The sequence below is a fragment of the Ralstonia sp. 22111 genome, assembly GCF_052045895.1.
Classification (GTDB): Bacteria; Pseudomonadota; Gammaproteobacteria; order Burkholderiales; family Burkholderiaceae; genus Ralstonia; species Ralstonia wenshanensis.
On the sequence record NZ_JBQEPR010000003.1, the window covers coordinates 104,931 to 122,994 of the forward strand.

The window sequence follows — 18,064 nt, forward strand, 5'->3', positions numbered from 1 at the left end:
CCCTCAGATGACGAAGACGGACGAGCCCGTCGTCTTGCGCGATTCAAGATCGCGGTGGGCCTGCACGGCGTCTTCCAATGCGTAGCGCTGGTGGATCTCGATCTTGATGCGACCGGCGGCTACATGGTCGAACAGCTCGCCGGCAAGTTCGGCTTTCTCGGCTGGTTCAGCGATGTAATCGGCCAGGGCCGGGCGCGTGAGGTAAAGCGAACCCTTCATCGCCAGCAACTGCGGGTTGAACGGCGGGATCGGCCCCGACGCCGTGCCGACGCACACCATCAGGCCGCGTCGCTTGAGCGAATCGAGCGAGGCATCGAAGGTGGCCTTGCCCACGCTGTCGAACACCACGTTCACGCCCACGCCATCGGTGAGTTCGCGCACGCGTTTTGCAACGTCTTCGTGCGCGTAGTTGATGACGTGGTCGCAACCATGTGCGCGGGCGATATCCGCCTTGGCTTCGCTCGATACCGTGCCAATCACGGTCAGCCCAAGCAACTTGGCCCACTGCGAGACGATGAGCCCCACACCGCCGGCGGCCGCATGCAGCAGGATCGTGTTGCCCCTCGCAAACGGGTAGATGCGGCGCAGCAGGTAGGCCGACGTCAGGCCCCGCATGGTCATGGCGGCGGCGGTTTCGCAGGCAATGGCGGCGGGCAGCTTGATCAGCGGTGCGGCCGGGATCAGTCGCTCGGTGCTGTATGCGCCCAGCGTGTTGATGAAGCCGGTGTAGGTCACGCGGTCGCCCACGGCGACGTTGCTCACGCCATCACCCACGGCTTCAACGATGCCTGCCGCTTCAACGCCCATGCCGGCGGGGCGGGGTACGGGGTAGAGCCCCGAGCGGAAGTACGTATCGGCAAAGTTCAGGCCGACGGCCTCGTGGCGCAGACGGACCTGCCCCGGGCCGGGCTTGCCGACTTCGACGGTCTCGCAGCGCAAGACCTCAGGGCCGCCGGTTTCATGAAAGCGGACTGCGGTTGCCATGGGTATCTCCTTGGTTCTTTTCGGATGTTCGGGGTGCGCGCCGCCCGCGCGCCTCGCTTAGGAGACGCGGTCAAAGCGGAGAGGGGATGGGTGCCTTGAGGGCGGCGCGCGGTTAGCGGAGCAAGGCCGTCATGCGGAAGCCACGGCAGTGGGTGCGGCGGCGGGTGCTGCGTCGATCGGCACGTTGGCCACGCGCTTGAGTTCGGCTTCGTAGCTGCGTGCGGCCAGCAGGAAGCAGCCCGCTGCAACCACACCGAAAATCGGCATCACGGCCAGGGCGGTTTGCAGGCCCCATGCGTCGGACATGGCGCCGCCCACAAACGGCCCGATGGCCAGGCCGAACAGGTTCTGGAACAGTGACAGCACCGCGGCGCCCGTTGAGCGCACGCCGGGGTGCACCACGTCGAACACCACGCTGGAAGCCGGCGCGACCGTGCACGTCATCAAGAAGCCGCCAAAGGCGATCATGAGGAACTGCTGGTTGGCCGGCATGGTGGTACCGAACGCCGTCATGAACACGAGCAGCGTGACCACGGCCAGCACCGCCACGGCAATCAGCCGGTTGCGCTGGCGGCGTGCTGCAACCACATCGGCCACCACACCCCACACGAAGGCGCCCAGCGCGCCGCACAGCACCACCAGCGCGGCTTGCATGGCGGCACGGTCCGGCGGCGTGCCGTGATAGCGATTCAGGTAGCTCGGCAGCCACGACCAGATGGTCGACACGACGATCAGCTGGAAGGCAGCGCCCAGGCAAGTCCACCACAGGGTGCGCGAGCTGGTGAGCGCGCCTGCCACGCGCTGCAGGAGCGTGCCAGCGGGCTGCCGCGCTTGCGTGCTACCCGGTGCCATCGCCACCGTTTTGTAGTCCGGCACGAACACATAGAGCAGTGCCAGCAGCAGGCCTGGGACACCCACCACGCCAAACGCCGCCTGCCAGCCCCAGCGCGCTGCGATCACGCCACCGAGCAACACGCCCAACACCGACCCGACGGATGCCGCGGCAAAGAAGGCGCCCATCAACGTGGCGCGCAGGCGCTTGGGAAACAGGCTGGCAATGAGCGCCGCGCCCACCGAGCCGTAGCCGGTTTCACCCACGCCCACGATGGCGCGCGCGGTGAAGAGCTGTCCGTAATTGCGCGTGAACATGCAGGAGATCGTTGCCAGGCTCCATACCGTGGCCATCACGACGATGCTCTTGACGCGGCTGAAGCGGTCGGCCAGCAGCGCTACCGGCAAGCCGCCCACCGCCACCACGATCGAGATGACCGAGACGAGCGCGCCAAGTTGCTTGTCGGACAGTGCCCAAGCGGTTTTCAGATGCGGAAACAGCGACACGATGACTTGCCGGTCGATGTAATCGAACAGCATCAGTGCAAAGGTCATCGCAAATGCAAACCACGCCTGGGGGCGGCTGACGAGGTAACCGTCTTCGTGGTCTGCGCGCAGGTCAGCGGCATGCAGATTCATGGTTGTCTCCGAGTGGCGGCGCTTGCGTTGAGCGCCGCCTGTGTTGGCCCGGTGATACTGCGGCTTCTAGTTTAGGCCGCGCGCAGCGGCAGGTTTTTCACGTTCGGGGCACGGTTGGGGGACATGCCGTTCTTCGCCAGCGTTTCTTCCACGCTGTCATATTGCACGCCGATGCGGTAGATGGCGCGAGCCTCCTTGCCGCTGGCAATCTCGCGGCCCAGTTCATGCGCCACGCGCACGCACTGCTTGATCTGCTGTACGGATGTCATGCGGTTGCCGTGCTGATCGATGATCGTGTCTTCAATGCCGCAGCGCGGGTGCAGGCCCATTGCCATGGCCATCATGTTGAAGGGCAGCACGTTCTTGAGCAGCGACTCGGCCGTCAGCGTGCAGCCATCCGGCGCGCGGTGGATGAAGTTGAAGAAGTTGAACGGGTTGGGGCCGTCGAAGCCGCCGCCAATGCCGATCCACGTCAGGTTGAGCGGGCCCTTGTAGACGCCTTTGCGCACCACCCGTTCGAGCGTTTCCAGCGCGTGGATGCCGGTCAACTGGAAGTGCGGTTGCACGCCGGCGGCCTGCAGACGGCGCAGGTGTTCCTCCAGCCAGGCGGGGCCGGCGGGCACGGTCATTTCGGCATAGGCTGCGGCCAGCGCGGGATTGGCCAGCGAGGTGCCTTCCAGATACGCCGGATACAGCAGCTCCATGATGTTCATCTGCGTGGTGTTGACCGCCACCGTCACCTGGTCGGGCGACGGCGTGAGGTCGGCCAGCATGTGGCGCGTGTCGTCCGACAGCCACTTGGCAGCTTGCCCTTCGTCTTCCGGTGCAAACGAAATCGAGCCGCCCACCTGGATGATCATGTCGGGCACCGCCGCGCGCACGCCGGCAATCAGCTCGTTGAATTTCGACAGCCGCTTGGAGCCCTTGCCGTCCAGCTCGCGCACATGCAGGTGCAGGACCGTGGCGCCAGCGTTGTAGCAATCGACGGCCTTCTGCACCTGTTCTTCCATCGTCACCGGAATGTCTTCAGGAAAGTCTTCCGGCATCCATTCCGGGCCGTACGGCGCAACGGTAATGACGACCTTGTCCTGGTTTTCCGGGTGCAGCGAATCATCGAGGAATTGCATGTTGGGGGCTCCTGTAGGGGATGTCTCGGCTGGACTTCACTATAGGGAAGCGGTAGCTTTGAATTTCTCAATTGGCGCCAAGTTTTTCTCTTTTTGCGCCATTCCGTGTAAACACCAAGACGGTTCAAAGCCCACAGAAACCTATGGAAACGATGGTGCGTGCCCGGTCGCTCAACGGCTACTTCCAGGTCGTGCGGCGGCTCGGTTTCAACCCGCAGGAGGCACTGCGTCAGGTGGGGCTGGATCCGGCCAGACTGACCGATCCCGAGCAGCTCGTCTCGGTCGTGGCGACATGCCAGTTGATGGAGATCACCGCCGTCAACGCCCCGTGCCCGACGCTCGGGCTGCAGATGGCCGAGGCGCGTCAGGAACTGGATTTCGGTGTGCTCGGGTTGTTGCTGGCGCACAAGCGAACGCTGCGCGAAGCGCTGCAGGCCATCATCCAGTACCGCCACCTGCTGAACGAGGCGCTGGCGATCTACCTGGAATCCGACGGCGACATGGTGGTCATTCGCGAAGAGGTCATCACCGAGACGCCCGTGCCGCTGCGGCAGGCCAACGAGCTGGCCGTTGGCGTGCTCGCCCGGACGTGCAGTGCGCTGCTGGGCGTGCACTGGAAGCCGCGCAGCATTCACTTCTCGCATACCGCCCCCGGTGACCTCAGCTTGCACAGGCGCGTGTTCGGCTGCCCGATTGTGTTCGGCAGCGACTTCAACGGCATCGTCTGTTCGGCTGCCGATCTGGACAGGCCCAATCCCGCTGCGGATCCGGCGCTCGTACGCTATGCGGAAAGCCTTGCGGAGCCGCTCAATGTATCGGCGCAGGAGGCGGTGGTGCAGGATGTGCGCCGTGCGATCTACCTGCTGCTGCCGCTGGAGCGTGCGTCTGTCGAGCAGGTGGCGGACCACCTCCACCTGAGCGTGCGGACCTTGCAACGGCAGCTAGAACTGGCCGGCATGACGTTCTCTGACCTGGTGGAAGAGGTGCGGCACAACCTTGCCGTCCGCTACATGGCCAACCCCAGCTATCGGATCGGGCGGGTGGCTGCGCTGCTCGGCTATACGCGGCAGGCGTCGTTCACGCGCTGGTTCATCGCCCACTTTGGCATGACGCCGCGTGCGTGGCGCGATGCCCAGCGCGGTGACCGGACTGGCGATGCGGCTCAGGCAGGTTCGAGCGCGGCCGACGTATCATCCGCACGCGGCTGACGCGCCAGGCGCACTGCCGGCGATTGCAGAATGCACAGCAACTGCAGTGCAAAGCCCGCCACCGCCATCAGCAGGCACGCCCCCGCACCAGCGTGTGCGGCAACCCACGCGGCCATTGCCGCGCCGACCGGCCGAGCGCCATACGACATCACATTCACTGCGGATACACGCGCCAGCAGCGCGGGCGGCGTCACCGTTTGCCGAAGCGTGGTGGTGCTCACCACCCAAAGAATCGGCCCGCAACCCAGCAGGAAGAAGCCGGCCTGTGCCAGCGCCGGCCACGGCTGCCAGAGGGTGGCCGCAAGCAGCACACCGCCCGCCAGTCCGCACACGGGGCCAGTCGCCACCACATGACCGAAGCGCCAGCGCGCGAGAATGCGCGCGGCGAGCAGCGCGCCGACCACCATGCCCGCGCCGTACATGCCGAGCGTCAGCCCGATCGCCTGCGCAGAGAGGTTCAACTGATGCGCCGCATACGGAACGAAGATGGCAAACACCATGAAGAACGCCATGGTGAAGAGGCATTGCGTGATGAACACCGGCCGCAGCAGCGGGTGATGAAACACGAAGCGCGCGCCTTCGGCGATGTCCCGCAGCGGGTGCGCCGCGCGCCGTGCCACGGGCTCCGGAGCCGTCACACCTGCCAGCAGTGCCGCAGCCATGGCGGACAACGCCGCCGCCAGCGCGAATGCTGTCATCGAGCCGGTCCAGCCGATCAACGCGCCGCCGATGGCCGGCCCGCACGCAAATGCAATCGTACGCGCCAGCTCGATGCGGCCGTTTGCGCGCGCAAGCATCGTTGCCGGCACGAGCGCGGGCACCAGCGCTGGCGCCGCCACGCTGAACACCACCGTGCCGCACACGGCAATAAAGCCCAGCACCCCCAGCGTAGCCAGGTTCAGCAGCCCGGCCACCAGCAGGCCCGCCACAACAAACAACGCCAGCGCGCGCACCGCCTCTGCGCCGGCCATCAATGCGCGTTTGGGCCAACGGTCCGCCAGCATGCCCACGGGAATGGCAAACAGCACGAACGGCAGCGTGAGGGCCACTTGCAGCCAGCTCGCTGTGCTGGTGTCGGCATGCAGGGTAAGCACCGCAACCATTGGCATGGCGGCCAGCGCAATCTGTTCGGCCGACTGCGCGGCCAGGTTGGAACCCGCCAGCCGGTTGAAGCCCGGCGGCAGGCGGTCGACAGCAGGGTCATGGGGATCGGACATCGCACACTCCTGAAAATGTTCACTTCAGGGTAGGGATGGCGATGCGTGGAAGCGCTCCGCTTCTTGCGGGCGAATTCGCGGCGTGACTACAGGATGGGAGCGAACAGCTTGGCCACGTGCATGATCACGCGGCGCAGCGGGTGTGCACGTTCGTATTCGTCGCGGCCAACGCGGGCGGCTTCGGCAAAGTCGACTTCGAGCATCTGTGCGACGTCATTGGCGAAGCGCGGGTCGGCGGTCATGATCATCAGCTCGAAGTTCAGGCGGAACGAGCGGTTGTCGAGGTTGGCACTGCCCACGGCGGCAGCTTCGTCGTCGATCAGCACGACCTTCTGGTGCAGGAAGCCGGGCAGGTAGCGGTAGATTTTCACGCCTGCGCGAATCGCCTGATATGCGTACAGCGTGGAGGCCAGGAACACCATGTGATGGTCCGGCCGCGAAGGGATCAGGATGCGCACATCAACCCCGCGCAGCACGGCCAGGCGTAGCGCGGCAAACACGGCTTCGTCTGGTATGAAGTACGGCGACGTGATCCACAGCCGCTTGCGCGCCGACTGAATGGCTTCCATGAAGAACAGCGAGCAGGTTTCCTGCTTGTCCGCCGGGCCGCTTGCGACCACCTGGCAGACCATGTCTTCTTCGGGCCGCAGTTCGGGCACGATCAGTTGCGGCACTTCGCGGGCAGCCCAGTACCAGTCTTCGGCAAAGGTGAGCTGCAAGTCCATCACCGCGGCACCGACAATCTCAATATGCGTGTCGCGCCACGGTGCAAGCGGCGGCTTTTCACCCATGTATTCGTTGCCGACGTTGTGGCCGCCAACGTAAGCGCGCTCGCCATCCACCACCACGAGCTTGCGGTGGTTGCGGAAGTTGAGCTGGAAACGGTTGACGAACCCGGCGTGCGTGGAGAACGGCTTGGCCAGCACGCCGCCTTCAATGAGGCGCTGCACATAGCGGCGGGGCAGCGCGTGGCAGCCGATGCTATCGAAGAGAAAGTACACCCGCACCCCGGCACGTGCGCGCTCGAGCAGCAGTTCGGCCAGGCGGCGGCCGAGCGTGTCGTCATGCACGATGAAGAACTGTACGATCAGCACGCGCCGCGCCTGTGCAATCGCCGCAAAGATGGCATCGAAGGTTTCCGCGCCGTTGATGAGCAGACGCACGCGATTGCGCGCCAGGCACGGCGTGCCGGTCAGGCGCGGCAAGGCCTGCATGCAGGTGTGCTGCGGGGCGACCACGCTGGATTCATGGTCGCGCAGGCGGCGCCAGTCGTCGGAGAGGGTGATTTCTCGCAGGCGGGCGTTGTGAAAGCGTCGCGCATCCACATAGCCGGCAAAGGTGCTTCGCCCGAAGATCAGATAGGGGATCAGCGTGAATTCGGGCAGCGTGACGAGCGAAATGGCCCATGCGATGGCACCCTGTGACGTGCGCACGGTCAGCACGGCATGCATGGCCGCGAGCACGCCCACGCAGTGCACGAAAAAGAGGAAAGTGGCAAATGCCGTGGTGTTGGTCAGCATTGAAGGCAGCAGGGGGGAAACAGCACACCGTTGGGCATTTTGACACGCCCGGGGTGGCGTCGGACAAACACGGATACTGCCCCGGCTGATATCTCGCGTAGTCTGACCGTGGCGTCGGTTCAGGCACGCCGCATGCTGGTGTGAAGTCAACGTCCTCTCGACCTGCCGTACCCAACACGACATCGAACATGCAAGGGCACCCGAGGAACCTCCCGATCGCGTATCTGCGCGCCTGGTTTGCGTGTCTGGCCATCGCGCTGGTGACGGGCTGCGCAAGCCTGCCCGACCACGTCGATCGCCCCGTGACAACGGCGCTGCCCAATGCCGAATCGGCCACCTCGCTCGGGCGCCTGGCGCAGTCGAATGCGCCCTCGGCGGATGTGTCCGGCTTTCGGCTGATCCCGTCGGGCGAAGAGGCCTATGCCACGTTGCTCACGCTGGCCGACCGGGCCGAGCGTACGCTGGACTTGCAGTACTTCATCATTGCCAGCGACAACAGCGTGCGCGAACTGATGCGCCATGTGCGGGCCGCTGCCGACCGCGGTGTGCGCGTGCGCATGCTCGTCGACGATCTGCACAGCGATGGGCGCGATCTCGCTTTTCTGAAATTCTCGTCACACAAGAATATCGACGTACGCCTGTTCAACCCGTTTCCAGGCGGGCGGATGTCGAACATCACACGGTACTTGAGCGGCGCGGCTGAGTTCCGCCGCGTCAATCGGCGCATGCACAACAAGGCTTTCATTGCTGACAACGCGCTGGCTGTAACGGGCGGGCGCAATCTTGGCGCTGAATATTTCACGCAGAACCAGACCACCAACTTCGTCGATCTGGACGTGCTGGCCGCAGGGCCGGCGGTGCGTCAGCTGTCGTCGGCGTTCGATGCGTACTGGAACAGCGAATTCTCCTATCCGGTGCAGGCACTGGCGCCCGAGCCTAGCAAGGCGCATCCGCCCGAGCCGAAGGAGGGCAACTATCCGCCGCCGGTGATGATGCCCAACCGCCCGGAAGGGCCGCCGCAGCATATCGATGTGCCGACCCGGCCGATCGACATGGGCTCCGGTTCCGCCACGCCGGCATCCGATCAGACGATCTCGCAGCTCGAGCAACGCCGCAACCAGACCGATCTCGCCAGCCCGGCGCCGGAGCAGCCCTTGCCGCTCAAGCCCGCTCCGCGCGATTGGTTCCTGGCCGATCAGATCGCCCGTGGCCGCCTGCGCCTGGAGTGGGCCCCCGCGCAAGTGATCGTCGATCGTCCGGCCAAGGTATCGGGTGACGAGGTGGAACCTGGCGGCGAGCGTCTCGCCCAGACTTTGCTGCGTTTGATTGACGAAGCCAAGCGCGAGGTGGTGCTGATTTCGCCGTACTTCGTGCCGGGCAAGCGCGGCGTCGAGGTGGCCAAGCGCCTGCAGGATCGGGGCGTGCGGTTGCGTGTGCTGACCAACTCGCTGGCAGCGACCGACGCGCCCATCGTGCATGTGGGCTACGCGAAATATCGCGGGGCGCTGATCGACGACGGTGTCGAACTGTACGAACTGCGCCCGACGCTGGGCGATCGCCCGAAGATGATCGGCACGTTCCGGTCGTCGCAGGCGAGCCTGCATGTGAAATCGATCGTGGTGGACCGCACCACGCTGTTTGTCGGCTCGATGAACATCGACCCACGCTCCATCGGCCTGAATACCGAAACGGGGTTGATCATCCGCAGCCCGGTGCTGTCGGATGCGGTCGCCAAGCTGTTTGACGAGTCGGTGCGCGACAGCGCCTACCGGGTGACCAACGACGACGGCCATCTGCGCTGGACCACCCACGAGAACGGCAAGGAGGTCGTTGTCGATCACGAACCGGAAGTGGGCCTGGGCCGCCGGACGTGGATCCAGATGTTGGCGCCGTTTACCCCGGAAGAGCTGCTGTAGCGGCTCCAAAAGAAAAACGCCGCGAACTTGCGGCGTTTCTTAACTCAAGCCAGGGGCTCCCCCGGCTGTCCCTTCATTACATCTTCTGCTTGGTGTTGTCAGCAGCGTTTTCCAGCTTCTGGCCGCCCGTCTGAATATCCTTGCCCATGCCGGCCATTGTGTTGCAGCCTGCCAGGACGACGCAGCCCAGGGCCAGCAGCGCGATCAGTTTCTTCATCTCGATCCCCTAGTGAGCCGTGCGGTATCCCGCACGATGTTTGCGTAATTGCCACCCCAACGGTGGCGCAACCCGCATTTTAGTGCCACCTCGCGCACGCGGGGTGCGTCGGCCGCATCTTTTTTACTCCTTGCATATCACTTGCGGCGCATTCCGGACATTCGTGGTGATGCCCTCTATTTCTGGCGTCGCCTGCCGTTAGCACCTTTGGGAGTGAACAGGGTGCCTGAAGAGGGGCGCCGGAAGAGGATCTCGGCGCCGCACGGCCCAACCATGCAGGGGAAAACATATGTGGAAGTGGATGGATACGAGCATTCGCACGCGGCTGACGTTCCTGGTCGCGGTATTTGCGGTCATGATCGCCGTGGTGGGTTTTGCCGGTATCACGACCGGCCGGGCCACCAATGAAGATTTGCGCGCCGTGTATCTGGAAGATGCCAAGGGCCTGGACCTGCTGGCAAAAGACACTATCAACCTGCTGTGGGCGCGCATCCACCTGACCAACTTCGATGCGGTCTCGTCGCCTGAAGAGCTCAAGAAGCTGCTGTCCGATGCGCACACGATGGTCAACACAGCCAACGATGCCTGGGCGCAGTTCATGAAGCTGCCGATTGCCGATGCGGATCGCGCCCAACTGCAAGCCGCCGACGCGGCACGCACCAAGTTCGTCAAGACGGCGCTGGAGCCGGCCATTGCCGCCCTGGAGCGCAGTGACCTCACCACGTACCGTGAGCTGAACACGAACCTGGTGCCGAAGCTCTTTGTCGACTACGACTCGGCGCTCGGCCCCCTGGTCGGGGCGCGCTTCAAGTACGGCCAGCAACGCTTTGATCATTCCCAATCGCGCTATGCGATGAGCATCTGGATTTCGGGTGGTTTGCTGGCCGCCGCGCTGGTGCTGTCGCTGGTGGCGCGCGGCGTGCTCGGCCGCACGGTGGTGCGTCCGCTGGAGCGCGCCATTCAGGTGTTCGAGCGCATGGCATCGGGCGACCTCGCCACGCGCATGGAAGGCCAGACCGCCGCGGGGCGCCGCGACGAAACTGCACGCCTGATGCACGCCGTATCGTCCATGCAAACGAGCCTGCAGCAGATCATCGGGCAGGTGCGCACGGGCTCGGATTCGATCGCCAGTGCCACCAAGCAGATCGCCGCGGGCAATGCCGACCTGTCGCAGCGTACAGAGCAACAGGCTTCGTCGCTGGAAGAAACGGCGTCGAGCATGGAAGAGTTGACGAGCATCGTGAAGCAGAACGCCGACAACGCGCGTCAGGCAAGCACGCTGGCCGTCAATGCGTCAGATATTGCGGTCAAGGGCGGGGAAGTCGTGGGCCGCGTGGTGGACACGATGGCCGGCATCAACGAAAGCAGCCGAAAAATTGCCGACATCATCGGCGTGATCGAGGGCATTGCGTTCCAGACCAACATCCTCGCGTTGAATGCCGCGGTGGAAGCCGCACGCGCGGGCGAGCAGGGCCGAGGCTTTGCTGTTGTTGCCGGTGAAGTGCGCAGCCTTGCACAGCGCAGCGCCACGGCTGCCAAGGAGATCAAGGAACTGATTGGTGATTCGGTGGGCCGCGTGCAAAACGGGTCGACCCTGGTGGCTGAAGCCGGTACGGTGATCGACGAGGTGGTGGTGGCCGTGCGCCGCGTGACCGACATCATGGGCGAGATCAGCGCTGCGTCGGAAGAGCAGAGCAGCGGCATCGAACAGGTCAACCAGGCCGTCACACAGATGGATCAGGTGACGCAGCAGAATGCAGCGCTGGTCGAACAGGCTGCGGCTGCGGCGGAATCGCTGGAAGAGCAGGCTGAAGCGCTGCGCAGCGCGGTGGCGGTCTTCCGCGTCGAGCACGTTTAAACCGCTCAGACACACGCAATAGCGCCCTTCCGCTTTGCAGGCGGGAGGGCGTTTTCTTTTACGGCATCAGATCGCGTGCGCGCTCGGCAATCACGTCTTGGGTGTCGTCGATCCAGCGGGCAGGGAAGGGCTGCGAGAGCAGGTAGCCCTGGATGACGTCGCACCGGCAGGCACGCAAGGCATGGAGCTGCGCGGCGGTTTCCACGCGCGTGGCGGTGACGGGCACGCCCGCGCCATGCGCGGCAGTCACCAGGCGTTGCAGCACCGCGTGATCGCTCGCGTTGGTCACTGCGTTGACGATGGCTTGATCGAGCTTGACCTGATCGGGGCGGAACGTTGCCAGGCAATCAAGGCTGTGCGCGGTGGCGCCAAAATCTTCCACTGCCACGCGTGCACCGCAGGCGTGCAGGGCTTCCACGGCCTTTTGCGCGGAGCCGTTGGCACGGTGCAGCGTGTGTTCCGATATTTCGAAGACAAGGCGTGTGGCCGGCACCGCGTGGCGTGCGGCAATCTCGCGCACCACGTCGCTCAATTGCGGATCGAGCAACTGCGCAACCGACAAATTGACTGCCGCATGCACGCCCGGCTGGTGGCGGCTGTTGCGTCCCGCGCGCTGGGATTCCTCGCGCAGCAGCCCGGCCAGCATCTGGGCGGCGTTGTCGAGCACCCAGTGGCCCACCTCGCGAATGTCGCCCGTCTGCTCCAGGATCGGCAGAAAATCGGCAGGCGCCACGACGCCCAGTTCCGGTGAAATCCAGCGCAGCAAAAATTCGTAGCCGACGATCCGCCCGTCGGTGAGGCTCAGTTGCGGCTGCAGGTTCAGGCTGAACTGGCGGCGCGCTAGCGCATGGCGCAGCCGGGCGGCCAGGCGTGGATGCTCGGCGGCGGCGTCGTATCCGTCAATGGTGGCGGTGTTCCCGTCTGAGACCGGAGGCATGGCCGCCGGCGCATACAGCGCCGGGCTTTGCTCGGCACCATGCTGGACCCCGTAGAGCGCCCGGTCGGCCTGTTCAATCAGCCGCGCTGCATCGGAAGGCATGGTCTCGAAAAGCGTCATGCCGATGCTGCACGAGCAGACCAGTTCGTAACCATGCGTGATGAAAGGTCGCGTGAGTGCCGCGGAAATCCGCCGCGCGAGGTCGTGCACGTCTTGTGCCGAGACGAAATCTGCGCAGGCAACGGCAAAGGTCTCAGGGCCGACGCGCCCGACGATGGGTGCGATGCCATCCGCCGGCGGCACGCTCAACGCTTCAAGCCGCGATGCACATTCGACGATGACCTCTCGCGCGGCCAGGGGCCCGAGCGTGTTGGTCGCCTCGGCAAAATGGTCGAAGCCGATCAGCAACAGTGCGCCAACTGCGTCCTGGCGCGTGGATTGCGGCATGGCAGCCAGCAGCCGGACGAATTGTTCGCGGTCCGGCAATCCGGAGATCGGATCCAGACTCGATGGCGCGGCAGACCTTGCGCGGCTCATAAATGGGGATCGTCCTGCAAATGCCTTTAAAACGGAAATACGTGCACTCGGCGCACTTTCAATTGTATAGCTTTGTCACAAAAACGCGTACGGCATCATAAGCTGAAAACCGGCCGTGGTGGCCGCTTCCGGGCATGTTTTCGGGTCGGTCCGGTAGGCAGTTTTAACGTTTAACAGCAATGAATTCTGAACAAAGAAAATTGAATATCAGGTCTGTCTGCACGTTACACCATACGCTGGCCGCCCCAAAGCAACTGTTCATAGATAAAGCACTGCAGCAGCATCTTTTGAGCAGCGACCAACTCGATGAATTCCACGCCGTATTGATAAACGTTGGGCAGGTCGGCCGGCTTCTCACTGCGCACCAGGGCCGCGGCCACCAGCTCGGAGTGGTAGTCGCGCGTCTTCACGCGAAAGCGCAGACGCGCCGGCGCGCCGCTCACTTCCAGCCGATGCGCGGAGCGGAATGACGCGCCCGTGGTGCTGATGTCGGAGATATGGATCATGCGCGGCGGGTCGCCGCTCACCAGCATCTTGCCGACCACGTTGGCACGCACGCGCAGCGATTTGCGCAACGTGCGGTTCTTGATCCGCCGCGGCGGTGACAACACGACGTATTCGAACGGGATGCGGCACACCCCCATCACCGTGCATTCGAAGCTGGCAATGCCCTCGCCCGAGAAGGCGTGGACTTCCACCAGCTCGTCCTTGACCGGCATGACCGTGCGGCCGTTGTCGGTGGGCATGGTGATGAGCAGATGGCGTTGCGGGCTGTAACCCATCACGCGCGCGGCACCCTTGGTCTGGCCGGCGCCCGCGGTCAGGCGCACGGTCAGCATGCCGCCGGGGCGCAGGCCCAGCAGCTCCATGGCGATCGTGCGTTCGCCGTCAGGGTCGTCGCCCATGTCGGGGAACATCGTGTTCGGGAACTGCGTATTTGCAAACGCGGGCGCAGGCGCGGGCGTTCCGTCGGCCAGGCGATGCGGGCGGTGCAGCGTGCACAGCAGGTCGATCTCCTCCGGGGAGTGGATGACGTCGCCCTTCGGGACGAGCAACTGCCCGTCGGCGTCAAGCATCGGCCACGGCAGGGGGATCGCAAGCGGAATGTCGAGAGGTTGAAGTTCGAGCATGGCAATAGGGGAGCCAACAGCCGCGCAAGGCCCCACCGGTTTTATACGGCCAAATGTTGCATAACTTTAAGCGCACTTATTGTGCGGGGTGCGTGGCACGCTAGTTGCGGCCCCGCAGCCATGATCGAGCACAATGTCGGTTCCAAAGTGGATGGGGTGAGCACGCGCATGGCGTCTCGGCAGCATTTCTGGGCGGTGATGGAGCAGTTTGCGCGCTATGTCGTGATCGGCGGGGGCGCGACGCTGGCGCACTATGTGGTGCTCTTCGGGCTGGTGCAGGTGGGCGTCTCGCCTTGGCGGGCGTCGGTGGCGGGCAGCGTGATCGGCGCCACGCTCAACTACTTCATCAGCCGGCAGGCTGTCTTCAACAGCACACGCGGGCACGTCGGCGCGATGGTGCGGTTCGGCCTGGTGGCCTTTCTGGCGCTGGGTTGTAACGCGACCATCATGGCCATCGGCCTGGGGATTGGCCTGTATTATCTGATCGCGCAGGTGTTCGCCTCGGCCATCACGGCGATCTTCAACTTCCTGGTGCACCGTTACTGGACGTTTCGTGACGCCGATGCCGTCGGTGCGCCAACTGAACCGCAGCCGGCCATCGTGCCAGAGCGGCCCACGCACAACGGGCCCTGAGCGGTTCGGCCGGCGTTAATGCCGGCTTGCCACGCTGTGCACGCCAGCCGTGGTTTCCGTAACAAACGTCACTTCGCCGATGCCGTCGGCAGGCGGGGTGGGGGCATCGTCACGCAAGCGCTCCACCACGAGGTGTACATCGATGACATCGGCCACTCCGGATGCCTCCAGCGACACAAGTGCGGCCAGCTGCGCAATCGCAAACGTATCCGCGAGCAGCGGCGTGTCGTCGTGGAGATCGCCGGCAACGCGTGCGGGTGAGGAGTTGCCCGCCGCGCGCGTGCGCTGCTGTGCCGTCTCACGTGCGCGATAGGCAAAGTAGGCGTCGGCAAAGTGCACGCGGTGCGCGTCGAATACGCGCACGGCGGCGGTAAGGGCATCGTCCACCCAGGCTGGATCGACTGACGCCGTGCCGGGCTCCGTCCCTTCGGGTAGGCCCGCGAGCTTGAGCGCATATCGATGCGTCTGGGTGCCGGGGGCGACAAAACTCAATTCCATACAACCTCCCACAACCGCGTGCGCTTGTGTCGCGGCTCGCCATGTTTGAATTCGCCCCCCCGAGCGATATAGAAGAATAGTAACGGAGCCGGCCGTTTGCGCGTTTCGTCCTTCCGGATGAGGTCGAGCGGCGTTGTCTTCACCTTAAGACATTCACAATGTGGAGATTGGGTGCCGCCTGCGTGGCAAACGGTTGCGTGGCGGCAGCGTCTGCGCGACCTAACCGAACGGCTAACTGCTTCGCCCAGGGGGCCCGTGTACAGTGATCGGATGTCTGGCGACGCCGGGCAACTGTCGACAATCGACGTCGACAAACGCAGACGGGAATGACGCGGGGCGCGTTTCCTTCGCGTCATCTCGCGCACGAGGGGACCCAAAGCGCGCACGCGGTCCATGTCCCCTCGCGGGAAGGGATTGCCCCGTTAACTCGCGGCTTCTATAGTCCGCCTCGATTCGTGCGCTTGCAACGCACCAAGGTCTGTCATTGCCAGTCGCCAGCTGGGCCACGCAGACCACGAGACCGGTTACGGGGATCACGCCAGCCGCCACCGCGCGCGCCTAACGCAGACATTGCGTCAATGGGCACCCGGCGGCGCGATGGCCACCATGTCAGCCACACCCCCGGGACTGCCGCATTCGCGAAACAGCATCGCCATGCTTGAGGACCACCACTTGTACAAGGCTGCGATCGAACATTCGCCGATAGGAATCGGCCTGTGCGCGCCGGAGGGTCGCTTCCTCGACGTGAACCGTGCGCTGTGCGCGCTGACCGGCCACGAAGCACAGGCGCTGCGCGCGCGCGATCTGTTCGACCTGTGCCACCCCGACCACACTGAACGCACGCGACATGGCGTTGAATCGCTGCTCGCCGGTCAGCGCGATGCGCTGTCGATGGAAACGCGCCTGGTCCGCCAGGACGGCACCACCGTGTGGGTGCAGACCGACGTAGCGGTGGCACGCGATGACGGCAACGACCACCTTGTCGTGCAGATGCAGGACGTGACTGCGCGGCGCCTGGCGCTGGAATCGCTGCGCGCGTCGGAGCAACGGCTGGCCTATGTGCTGGACGGCGCGGGGCTGGGTACGTTCGACTGGTCCACGCGTGCGCGGCATGTGTCGTTCAACCGCCGGACGGCCGACATGCTCGGCTACGAGCCGGCGGACCTGCCCAACGATCCGGATGCATGGTTCGCCATGGTGCATCCGCAAGATGCCGCGTTGAGCGCGCGACGCATTTATCGCCATATGCGCGGCGATGCCGACAGCTTTGAAGTCGAACAGCGCATGCGCGCGCGCCATGGTCAGTGGATCTGGGTGGCTGCGCGCGGTCGTGTGACCGAGCGCGATGCCCGGGGCATGGCCACCCGCGTGAGCGGCACGCTGCTCGACGTGACACAGCGGCGCACGGCACTGGACCGAGCGCACCACCTCGCACTGCATGATCCGCTGACGGATCTGCCCAATGCACGTTTGTTGCGCGATCGCCTGTTCGTCGCCATTCAGGCGGCACGTCGCGCGCGCGGCCAGGTTGCGGTCGTGTTCATCGATCTCGATCGCTTCAAGCCCGTCAACGATGAATACGGCCACGGGGTTGGCGATCTCGTCCTGAAGGCTACGGCCATGCGGCTGCGCAGCGGGCTGCGTGCCTCGGACACGGTGGCGCGCCTGGGCGGCGACGAGTTTGTCGCCGTGCTTACGCATTGCGCCACGCGCGACGATGTGACGCTAACCGTGGAACGCCTGATCGAACAATTGCAGACGCCGTTCCGTGTGGAAGGCCATGTGCTGTCGATGGGTGTGAGCGCCGGCGTGGCGCTGTATCCGACCGACGGGCATGACGCGCAGACGCTCATCCGCAATGCTGACGCTGCGATGTATGAGGTCAAACGTGCCGGCGGCAACGGCCTGGGTTTCCACGCCTCGCTCAATTACGAGCGGCTGATGGGCATGCGATCGCGCGATCGCAATCTCGACGGAGACGCCGACGCGCGTTAATACACCACCGTACGCCAAAAGAAAACGGCCCGCCGCATGGCAGGCCGTCTTTCTTCAAGCGTCGCAAACGTTCGGGCTTTAGAACGTGTAACGCAGGTACAGCTCGTTCAGGTCCGTGCCCGGGTTGGGGCGCTTGATCGACGCGTTTGACAGGTGTTCGAAGCGGTAGCCCATCTGGAATTGCTGCTTGCTGCCGAAGGCCACACCGACGCCGATCATGTCGGAGAACTGGAAGGCCGTGCTGAAATAGTGCTCGTTGGACGTGCTCACGTGCGACAGCAAGCGCGGGCCGACGCCGGCCTCGATGAACGGTACCCATGAGCCGCCGCGCTTTTCAAGGCGGAACAGCGGCGTCACGCCGAATTCTGTGATGTTTTGGCGGTTGGTGCCCTTCGTCGAGCGCCATTGGCCCAGCGCCACTTCCCAATCCAGGTTCACGAACCAGCCTTGCGGGTTGCCCCAGTGGAAGCCCGAATCGAAGTCGAGGTCGACGCCGTATTTCTCGATACCGTGCTTGTTGTCTTTGCCGTAGATGGCGCGCACGGACGGGTCAGCTTGGGCAGGCAGAGCGGCGAACAGCGTGGCGGCGCCCAGGGCGGTGGCCAGCAGCTTGGCAGAACGGGGAAGCGCGGATCGGATCATCAGAGAGAGCGGAGTCAGTTGAGCGGCGCGCGTGAATCGGGGCAACTGCGTCGGCAACCACGCGCGCGGCGGACATGGTGGCTGGCAAACAGACGGTCTGGACGGCACCGGGCGGGCTTGCAAGGCATCGGGCGACGCAATTTGCGCGCCCGATGCTGCATCAGCCGGCCCGGAT

General features: G+C 64.6%; 15 protein-coding genes. 5 read left to right on the plus strand and 10 right to left on the minus strand.

Annotated elements, in window-relative coordinates:
• Positions 1-3: 3 nt before the first annotated feature.
• The 3 genes from ACTJK4_RS09580 to ACTJK4_RS09590 all read right to left on the minus strand — a co-directional run bounded on the left by ACTJK4_RS09580 (position 4) and on the right by ACTJK4_RS09590 (position 3,581).
• Positions 4-984 carry a quinone oxidoreductase family protein gene (locus ACTJK4_RS09580; RefSeq protein ID WP_316879396.1) on the minus strand — a complete coding sequence of 327 codons (981 nt, stop codon included), beginning with the start codon at positions 982-984 and terminating at the stop codon, positions 4-6.
• A 129-nt stretch (positions 985-1,113) separates the two neighbouring features.
• Positions 1,114-2,454: an MFS transporter gene (locus ACTJK4_RS09585; RefSeq protein WP_232039805.1), complete on the minus strand. Its 1,341-nt coding sequence runs from the start codon at positions 2,452-2,454 to the stop codon at positions 1,114-1,116.
• A 71-nt stretch (positions 2,455-2,525) separates the two neighbouring features.
• A complete protein-coding gene (locus ACTJK4_RS09590; RefSeq protein ID WP_440817740.1) occupies positions 2,526-3,581 on the minus strand; it encodes a 3-keto-5-aminohexanoate cleavage protein in 1,056 nt (351 codons plus the stop codon).
• A gap of 143 nt (positions 3,582-3,724) precedes the next feature.
• On the opposite strand from ACTJK4_RS09590, the gene ACTJK4_RS09595 reads away from it, so the two are divergent.
• Positions 3,725-4,789: an AraC family transcriptional regulator gene (locus tag ACTJK4_RS09595; protein ID WP_232039803.1), complete on the plus strand. Its 1,065-nt coding sequence runs from the start codon at positions 3,725-3,727 to the stop codon at positions 4,787-4,789.
• Here the strand turns inward: ACTJK4_RS09595 and ACTJK4_RS09600 are convergent.
• The gene (locus tag ACTJK4_RS09600) at positions 4,744-6,006 is read right to left on the minus strand and encodes an MFS transporter (protein WP_440817744.1); all 1,263 of its coding nucleotides are present in this window, start codon (positions 6,004-6,006) and stop codon (positions 4,744-4,746) included. The genes ACTJK4_RS09595 and ACTJK4_RS09600 overlap by 46 nt on opposite strands.
• 86 nt (positions 6,007-6,092) lie before the next feature.
• Positions 6,093-7,526, minus strand: coding sequence for a cardiolipin synthase (gene cls / locus ACTJK4_RS09605; RefSeq protein WP_232039801.1), 1,434 nt, complete (start codon positions 7,524-7,526; stop codon positions 6,093-6,095).
• 188 nt (positions 7,527-7,714) lie between these two features.
• On the opposite strand from cls, the gene ACTJK4_RS09610 reads away from it, so the two are divergent.
• The gene (locus ACTJK4_RS09610) at positions 7,715-9,442 is read left to right on the plus strand and encodes a phospholipase D-like domain-containing protein (protein ID WP_440817747.1); all 1,728 of its coding nucleotides are present in this window, start codon (positions 7,715-7,717) and stop codon (positions 9,440-9,442) included.
• A 76-nt stretch (positions 9,443-9,518) separates the two neighbouring features.
• Here ACTJK4_RS09610 and ACTJK4_RS09615 read toward each other — a convergent pair whose 3' ends face one another.
• A complete protein-coding gene (locus ACTJK4_RS09615) occupies positions 9,519-9,659 on the minus strand; it encodes an entericidin A/B family lipoprotein (protein ID WP_024978581.1) in 141 nt (46 codons plus the stop codon).
• Positions 9,660-9,948: 289 nt separating this feature from the next.
• Between ACTJK4_RS09615 and ACTJK4_RS09620 the strand changes: the two genes are divergently transcribed.
• Positions 9,949-11,517 (plus strand): methyl-accepting chemotaxis protein, encoded by a 1,569-nt coding sequence (locus ACTJK4_RS09620; protein WP_440817751.1) that lies wholly within the window; start codon positions 9,949-9,951, stop codon positions 11,515-11,517.
• A 58-nt stretch (positions 11,518-11,575) separates the two neighbouring features.
• On the opposite strand, the gene ACTJK4_RS09625 is transcribed toward ACTJK4_RS09620, so the two are convergent.
• Both ACTJK4_RS09625 and ACTJK4_RS09630 read right to left on the minus strand, forming a co-directional pair.
• The gene (locus ACTJK4_RS09625) at positions 11,576-12,991 is read right to left on the minus strand and encodes an EAL domain-containing protein (RefSeq protein WP_433867897.1); all 1,416 of its coding nucleotides are present in this window, start codon (positions 12,989-12,991) and stop codon (positions 11,576-11,578) included.
• A 224-nt stretch (positions 12,992-13,215) separates the two neighbouring features.
• Positions 13,216-14,121: a flagellar brake protein gene (locus ACTJK4_RS09630; RefSeq protein ID WP_260801531.1), complete on the minus strand. Its 906-nt coding sequence runs from the start codon at positions 14,119-14,121 to the stop codon at positions 13,216-13,218.
• Between the two features lie 120 nt (positions 14,122-14,241).
• On the opposite strand from ACTJK4_RS09630, the gene ACTJK4_RS09635 reads away from it, so the two are divergent.
• Positions 14,242-14,754 (plus strand): GtrA family protein, encoded by a 513-nt coding sequence (locus tag ACTJK4_RS09635; RefSeq protein ID WP_440817755.1) that lies wholly within the window; start codon positions 14,242-14,244, stop codon positions 14,752-14,754.
• Positions 14,755-14,769: 15 nt separating this feature from the next.
• Here ACTJK4_RS09635 and ACTJK4_RS09640 read toward each other — a convergent pair whose 3' ends face one another.
• Positions 14,770-15,252 (minus strand): hypothetical protein, encoded by a 483-nt coding sequence (locus ACTJK4_RS09640; RefSeq protein ID WP_316870784.1) that lies wholly within the window; start codon positions 15,250-15,252, stop codon positions 14,770-14,772.
• Between the two features lie 654 nt (positions 15,253-15,906).
• Between ACTJK4_RS09640 and ACTJK4_RS09645 the strand changes: the two genes are divergently transcribed.
• Positions 15,907-17,247 (plus strand): diguanylate cyclase domain-containing protein, encoded by a 1,341-nt coding sequence (locus tag ACTJK4_RS09645; protein ID WP_440817974.1) that lies wholly within the window; start codon positions 15,907-15,909, stop codon positions 17,245-17,247.
• Positions 17,248-17,325: 78 nt separating this feature from the next.
• Here the strand turns inward: ACTJK4_RS09645 and ACTJK4_RS09650 are convergent, their stop codons facing one another.
• Complete coding sequence (locus tag ACTJK4_RS09650; RefSeq protein ID WP_232039794.1) at positions 17,326-17,889, minus strand: acyloxyacyl hydrolase; 564 nt, start codon at positions 17,887-17,889, stop codon at positions 17,326-17,328.
• Positions 17,890-18,064 lie beyond the last annotated feature (175 nt).

Coding starts and splice junctions, on each gene's coding strand:
- ACTJK4_RS09580 (WP_316879396.1), bottom strand. CDS start 984: ATGGCAACCGCAGTCCGCTTTCATGAAACCGGCGGCCCTGAGGTCTTG.
- ACTJK4_RS09585 (WP_232039805.1), bottom strand. CDS start 2,454: ATGAATCTGCATGCCGCTGACCTGCGCGCAGACCACGAAGACGGTTAC.
- ACTJK4_RS09590 (WP_440817740.1), bottom strand. CDS start 3,581: ATGCAATTCCTCGATGATTCGCTGCACCCGGAAAACCAGGACAAGGTC.
- ACTJK4_RS09595 (WP_232039803.1), top strand. CDS start 3,725: ATGGAAACGATGGTGCGTGCCCGGTCGCTCAACGGCTACTTCCAGGTC.
- ACTJK4_RS09600 (WP_440817744.1), bottom strand. CDS start 6,006: ATGTCCGATCCCCATGACCCTGCTGTCGACCGCCTGCCGCCGGGCTTC.
- cls (WP_232039801.1), bottom strand. CDS start 7,526: ATGCTGACCAACACCACGGCATTTGCCACTTTCCTCTTTTTCGTGCAC.
- ACTJK4_RS09610 (WP_440817747.1), top strand. CDS start 7,715: ATGCAAGGGCACCCGAGGAACCTCCCGATCGCGTATCTGCGCGCCTGG.
- ACTJK4_RS09615 (WP_024978581.1), bottom strand. CDS start 9,659: ATGAAGAAACTGATCGCGCTGCTGGCCCTGGGCTGCGTCGTCCTGGCA.
- ACTJK4_RS09620 (WP_440817751.1), top strand. CDS start 9,949: ATGTGGAAGTGGATGGATACGAGCATTCGCACGCGGCTGACGTTCCTG.
- ACTJK4_RS09625 (WP_433867897.1), bottom strand. CDS start 12,991: ATGAGCCGCGCAAGGTCTGCCGCGCCATCGAGTCTGGATCCGATCTCC.
- ACTJK4_RS09630 (WP_260801531.1), bottom strand. CDS start 14,121: ATGCTCGAACTTCAACCTCTCGACATTCCGCTTGCGATCCCCCTGCCG.
- ACTJK4_RS09635 (WP_440817755.1), top strand. CDS start 14,242: ATGATCGAGCACAATGTCGGTTCCAAAGTGGATGGGGTGAGCACGCGC.
- ACTJK4_RS09640 (WP_316870784.1), bottom strand. CDS start 15,252: ATGGAATTGAGTTTTGTCGCCCCCGGCACCCAGACGCATCGATATGCG.
- ACTJK4_RS09645 (WP_440817974.1), top strand. CDS start 15,907: ATGCTTGAGGACCACCACTTGTACAAGGCTGCGATCGAACATTCGCCG.
- ACTJK4_RS09650 (WP_232039794.1), bottom strand. CDS start 17,889: ATGATCCGATCCGCGCTTCCCCGTTCTGCCAAGCTGCTGGCCACCGCC.